Below are 5,912 nucleotides of genomic sequence, written 5' to 3' on the forward strand. Positions count from 1 at the left end.
GTGACGCAACTGCTGCTCGCGGACATCGTGCGGCGGGTGACGCAGGATCTGCGCGCCGTGGTTCTTGCCGTGCTGATGCCGGAAGCCGCGCTGTATTACGGACTGCTGATGGCCAAGGTTGCGCCGGATGTAGCGATGATCCCGTTCGCGGTGGCGATGGTCTGGTCGCTGGTGCGACTGGCGGAGAGCGACGATGCGCGCTGGTGGCTGGCGGCCGGGCTGTTCGCCGGACTGGCGCTGCTGTCCAAACTGACCGTCGTGATGCTGGTGCCCGGCGTGCTGGCCTTCATGCTAGTGCCGGCCTGGCGTGCGCGCTGGCTGCGCAGTCCGTATCCGTGGCTGGCGGTGCTGATCGCCTTCGCGGTGTCGTCGCCGGTACTGATTTGGAATGCCGGGCACGACTGGGCCTCGTTCAAGTTCCAGTTTGTGCGGGCGACCTCCGATCATGAATTCTCGTGGCGAGTGCTCGGCGAATTCCTCGGCCTGCAATTCGGTCAAGTCGGCTTCATCCTTTTTCCCGTGGTGCTGACCGGTGTCGTGATCACCGCCTGGCGCGGCTACAGCAAGCGCGAGCCGGTGGCGATCCTGCTGGCGACCTGCGTGCTGGTGCCGTTCGGCTACTTCCTGTGGAAATCACTGACGCTTCGGATAGGCGACACCTGGCCGATGTTCATCTGGCCGACCGGCTTTGCCGCGGCCGCCATCAACGTCGCGATGATCCGGCGGGAAGGCTGGTCGGCGGGCATGATCCGGTCGTCGCGGCGCTGGAGCGTTGCTGCGATCGCGGCCGGCATTCCGTTCGTCGTGCTGGTGTTCCTGTATTGCGTCGCAGCCCCGTGGAATCTGATTGGCCGGAACGATCCGATTGGTGGCGAAGCCGGCTACGCGGCGCTCGCCGAGCGCGCGCTTGTCGAGATGCAGAAGTCCGGCGCGACCTGGATCGCGACCTCGGACTACCGAACCTATGCGATGTTGCGTTGGCACCTCAAAGACAAGGTACCGGTGGTCCAGATCAACGAGCGCGCGCGCTTCCTTGGCTTCCGCGATCCCGGTTCGGCGCTGATCAAGGACCACGCCGGGCTCTACATCGCGCAGACCGCCGATGACAACCGCGCGCTGCTGGCTTCGACAGCCGCGGTGCTGGAGAGGCTGGCGACGGTCAACACGGTGTTTCGTGGTGTCGTGATGAAGACTTATGGGATCGACAAGCTTACCGGCTGGCATCCGGATCTCAATCCGCCGCCGAACACGCCGTTCTATCGCTGGCCGCAACTGGCGGTGGGATTCCCCAGCTATCAGTTCGCCAATTTGTAGGGCGGATCAGCCGAAGGCGTAATCCGCCGGCCGAGCCGAGAGGCGGCGCAATACGGTGCGCTATTGCGCCCTACGGCTCTTCATCTTTTTTGCGCAATAGATCCTTCGCGAGGTCGGCGAGCGCCGGTCGTGGCAGCGCCGTGAACGGCAACGGCCGCGTCACGTCGATGGCGGCGAGCCCCAGCCGCGCGGTGAGCAAGCCGTTGAGCACGCCTTCGCCGAGCCGCTGCGAGAGCTTCGCCGCAATGCCGTGGCCGAGCACCTGCTGGATCATGCTGTCGCTGGCCGCCATGCCGCCGGTGATGGCGAGATGGCCGATGGTGTGGCGCATCAGCCGGATCATGCCGAGCGTGCCGGGGCGTCCGCCATAGAGCCGTGCCAATTGCCGCACCAGCCGTAGCGCGGCAGCGGCCACGAACAGCACGTCGATCAGCGCGCGCGGGCTTATCGCGGTGACGATGGAAACCCGCTGCGCGGCGACCGAGACCAGGCGGCGCGCTTCGATATCCAGCGGCGACATCAGCTCGCGTTCAGCGAGCTTGATCATGTCAGCGCCGTCGATGATGTCGTCGGCATGGCCCTGCAGCGCGGTGCGGGCGCGGGCGAGTTGCGGGTTGCGATGCGCCAGCTTGAGGAGGTCCTGCACGATCGCCCGGCTCTCGGTACGGTCGTCGCTAGCCAGCACCGCCAGCGCACGGGCATGCAGCTTCTCGATGGTTGCTAGCCGCATCAGGCTCATCGCCTCGCGGGCGATGATCACCAACAGCGCCAGTGCCGCCAGCGCAGCAAAGGTCACGCCGAGGTAGCCGAGCCCCTCGCTGCGGGCGAAAAGGTCCTCGACCAGATGGGTCACGCCGAGCCCAAGGCCCATCAGCACCAGCCCGCCGAGCGCGCTCCAGAACAGCGTGCCCCAGCGGAAGCCGGAGCGCACCGGCAGCAATGGCGGCTCGATCACCACCGGCATCGACAGCGGATCGGCCTCCGGCGTGATCCGGATCGCGCCACGGGCCAGCCGTCCGGCATCGTCGTCCGGCTCCATCACAGTGACGTGGGGATCGTCGAGCCGGAAGGTGGCCGGTCGCCTGGTCGATCGTTCGGTCATTGCAGCCTGTCTCCGATCAGGAACTGGAGCGCGCGGTCGAGGCGGATGTGAGGCAACGCCGGCTCCTCCGTGCCGTTGCGTTCGAGCAATGGCGGGCGGAAGCGTAGGAAGCGGAAGTCGGCTTTGTCGGCCGCGTCGGTCGACAGCCCGCGGAACGCGCTGCCTTCGAACAGACCGTCGAGGTCGGTGGGCAGATCGCCCGGAAAGGTCGCGACCTCGGTCTCGCCGTCGAAGGATTCGCCATTGGCCACTTCGCCCCTGGCGGGGGTGCCGAGGATCGACGGCAATCTGTCGCGGCCGCGCTGGACCAGCGCTTCCTTGGTGGCGCGTACCGCCGCCAGCGCGACCACGTCCACGGCGGCACCGGCCAGCTCCGAGCGGGCCGCCGCCTTGCCGACGGTTCGTCGCAGCACGTCCTCAAGCCGGTCGTGGCTGAGATGGTGCAGGTGATCGGCCTTGGTGGCGGCGAACAGGATGCGATCGACGCGCGGCCGGAAGAGGGTGCTGAGGATCGTGCTGCGGCCGATGCGGAAGCAGTCGAGGATGCCGGCCAGCGCGGCTTCCAGATCGTGCAGCGCTTCCGGCCCGGCGTTCAACGCCGACAGCGCATCGACCAGCACGATCTGGCGATCCAGCCTTGAAAAATGATCGCGGAAGAACGGGCGGACCACCACGTCCTTGTAGGCCTCATAGCGCCTGACCATCATCGCCCACAGCGAGTTGTCCGGTGCGCTGGCGTCGGCCGGCAGGTCGAGCGGCGCGAAGGTCAGCGCCGGCGAGCCCGCGAGGTTGCCGGGCATCAGGAAGCGGCCGGGCGGCAGCAGGCTCATGGCAAAGCGATCGTCGCGGCAGGCGCGCAGATAATCGGTGAACAGTTTTGCCGCGGTCAGCGTCGATTGCTCATTCTCCGGCGCGGTCGGATCGAGCGTGGCGAGATGCGCCTGGAACGGCGCAGCCAACTCGGCGCGCGGACCCTGCCGCGACAAAGCGAGACTCTCCGCCGACCATTGCTCATAGGTTTTATTGAGCAGCGGCAGGTCGAGCAGCCATTCGCCGGGATAATCGACGATATCCAGCGTCAGCGTACGCTCGGCGCCGTTGTGGCGCTGGTAGTCGATAACGAGGCGCAGCTCGCTGATATCGACGGTCGAGTTTGGCCAGCGCCGCTCCTCGATCAGCGTGCGCAGGTGTTCTTCATAGGCGAAGCGCGGGATGTCATCGTCGGGCTGCGGAGCGAGGCGGGCCCTGGCGATCCGGCCGGTCGCCAGGGATTCGAATACCGGGAAACGGCCGCCACGGGTCAGGCCATGGACCAGCGCGGTGATGAACACGGTCTTGCCGGCGCGGGACAGGCCGGTGACGCCGAGCCGGACGGTGGGGTTGAACAGGCCGTCACCATAGTCCAGCAGCGCGCGGGCGGAGAGGCGCGCTTCCTCGACGAGTTCGGACAGGCTGGCCATACGGGGGGTGCACTCACTGAGCAGGATGATACAGACGGCACTTCGGAAAGTGGCGATTGTCGGGCCGGAATCAAGCGTGTCGCGAAAGCGTCGCAACCTTGTCGTTTGGGTTTCGTTGACCTTCGCTGGCCTATGATTTATCGCTGACTCCAAGGGGAGTCATTGGGCTTGAGGCAAGCTCACCACCGCGGCCGGACCGACTTTCATGGCAATCTTCACCTTCAAGCAGCTAACCTCGGACACCGCCCATATGGTGGCTGGTGCGATCCGCTGGAATTACGACCGCGCCGAACTGATCGCCGACGGCATCGTCCATGGCATCGGCGTGTCCTTCGGCCTGGTCGCCGGCACCGCGCTGATCGTTCTCGCCGCCATCTTCGCCAGCACTTATGAGATCGTCACGGCCTCGGTCTATGCCGCCGGCCTGCTGGCGATGTTCGGCCTATCGGCGGCGTACAATCTGTGGCCGGTCTCGCCGAGGAAGTGGTGGCTGCGCCGCTTCGATCATTCCGCGATCTACATTCTGATTGCGGCAACCTACACGCCGTTTTTCGCGCAGATGAACGATGGCTGGCTGGCCTTCGCGCTGCTCGCCGGCGTGTGGAGCGTGGCCGTGGCCGGTATCGTCATCAAGCTGCGTTATCCCGGCCGCTTCGACCGGCTCGCGGTGGTGCTGTATCTCGCCATGGGATGGAGCGGGCTGATGGCCTATGACGCGGTATTCACCACGCTGCCGACCCTCGCCGTTTGGTTCATTGCCCTCGGCGGCGCGCTGTATACGCTGGGCGTCATCTTCCACGCCTGGCAGCGGCTGCGTTTCCAGAATGCAATCTGGCATTCATTTGTGCTGCTCGGCGCCGCCTGCCACTATACGGCCGTGCTCGACCTCGTGCTGAGCTGAGCATCGAGTAGGGTGGGCAAAGGCGCCCTTGCGCCATGCCCACCATCCCACACATGCCGATCTGGTGGGCACGCCATCGCCGCGCTGGCGCGCGGAGGATGTCTTTGCCTACCCTACGGCCAATTTCAACTTTGGAGTTCTGACATGCATGTCCAAGGCAAGGTCGTCGTCGTGACCGGAGGCAGCAATGGCATCGGCCAGGCGCTATGCGAAGCCTTCCACAGAGCGGGGGCTGCCAAAGTCGTTGTCGTGGATCTCGACGGCGCAAGGGCCGAAGCCGTGGCGGAGTCGATCGGAGGGGCCGCGTTCCGATGCGACGTGGGCCAGGAAAAAGACATCCAGCATGTGATCGAATCGACCGAGCGGCAGTACGGGCCGATCGCGCTGTTCTGTTCCAATGCGGGCATCGGCGGCGGTTTCGATCCGCTGACGGAGAACGCCGGCGGAAGCTCCGACGAGCCGTGGGCGAAGAGCTGGGCGATTCATGTGATGGCCCATGTCTATGCGGCGCGGCATCTGATCCCGCTGATGAAAGCGCGCGGCGGCGGCTATTTCCTCAACACGATCTCCGCGGCGGGCCTGTTGTCGCAGGTCGGCAGCCCGGCCTATTCGACGACGAAACATGCGGCGGTGGGCTTTGCGGAAAATCTCGCGATCTCGCACCGCGCCCATGGCATCAAGGTCTCGATCCTGTGCCCCCAGGGCGTCGATACCAACATGCTGCGCGCCATCCCCAAGGGCCCGCAATCCGGCGACGGAGACCTGACGCCGTAGCAGGTGGCGCAGGATGCGTTGGCGGGGATCGAGGCGGAGACATTTTTGATCCTGCCGCATCCGCAGGTGATCGACTACATGCGCAAGAAGACCGAGAACTACGATCGTTGGATCGGCGGCATGGCCAAAATTCAGGCGAAGATGCGCGAAGAGTTCGGAGAGTAGAGCTGCGCTCTGCGTTCCCCGGACGCGACGCAATACGAAGTATTGCTTCGCAGATCCGGGGCCCCGGTACCCAAGAAATCGGGATCCCGGCTCTGCGGGGCGGCATGAAGAATGCCGCACCGCTTCCGGGAAACGATCGCAATGACCAGCGTCGCCGTACTACTCCGCCGCTTCCAGCCGCGGCTTCACCGCCACC

Annotated in this window: 4 protein-coding genes and 1 pseudogene; 3 read left to right on the forward strand and 2 right to left on the reverse strand. The window is 65.6% G+C overall.

Annotated elements, in window-relative coordinates:
• A partial coding sequence (locus JWR89_RS10835; protein ID WP_299715522.1) for a glycosyltransferase family 39 protein occupies positions 1 to 1,314 on the forward strand: 1,314 nt, incomplete at its 5' end.
• 70 nt (positions 1,315 to 1,384) lie between these two features.
• Here JWR89_RS10835 and JWR89_RS10840 read toward each other — a convergent pair.
• Both JWR89_RS10840 and JWR89_RS10845 read right to left on the reverse strand, forming a co-directional pair.
• Complete coding sequence (locus JWR89_RS10840) at positions 1,385 to 2,416, reverse strand: TIGR01620 family protein (RefSeq protein ID WP_299715524.1); 1,032 nt, start codon at positions 2,414 to 2,416, stop codon at positions 1,385 to 1,387.
• Positions 2,413 to 3,876 (reverse strand): YcjX family protein, encoded by a 1,464-nt coding sequence (locus JWR89_RS10845; protein WP_299715526.1) that lies wholly within the window; start codon positions 3,874 to 3,876, stop codon positions 2,413 to 2,415. The genes JWR89_RS10840 and JWR89_RS10845 overlap by 4 nt, the downstream gene beginning before the upstream one ends.
• A gap of 205 nt (positions 3,877 to 4,081) precedes the next feature.
• On the opposite strand from JWR89_RS10845, the gene JWR89_RS10850 reads away from it, so the two are divergent.
• Together JWR89_RS10850 and JWR89_RS10855 are read left to right on the forward strand one after the other, a co-directional pair.
• Positions 4,082 to 4,777, forward strand: coding sequence for a hemolysin III family protein (locus tag JWR89_RS10850; protein WP_299715528.1), 696 nt, complete (start codon positions 4,082 to 4,084; stop codon positions 4,775 to 4,777).
• Between the two features lie 144 nt (positions 4,778 to 4,921).
• A pseudogene (locus JWR89_RS10855) lies at positions 4,922 to 5,716 on the forward strand (SDR family oxidoreductase).
• The last annotated feature ends 196 nt before the right edge of the window (positions 5,717 to 5,912 follow it).

It is taken from the genome of Tardiphaga sp. (genome assembly GCF_028290785.1).
GTDB lineage: Bacteria > Pseudomonadota > Alphaproteobacteria > Rhizobiales > Xanthobacteraceae > Tardiphaga.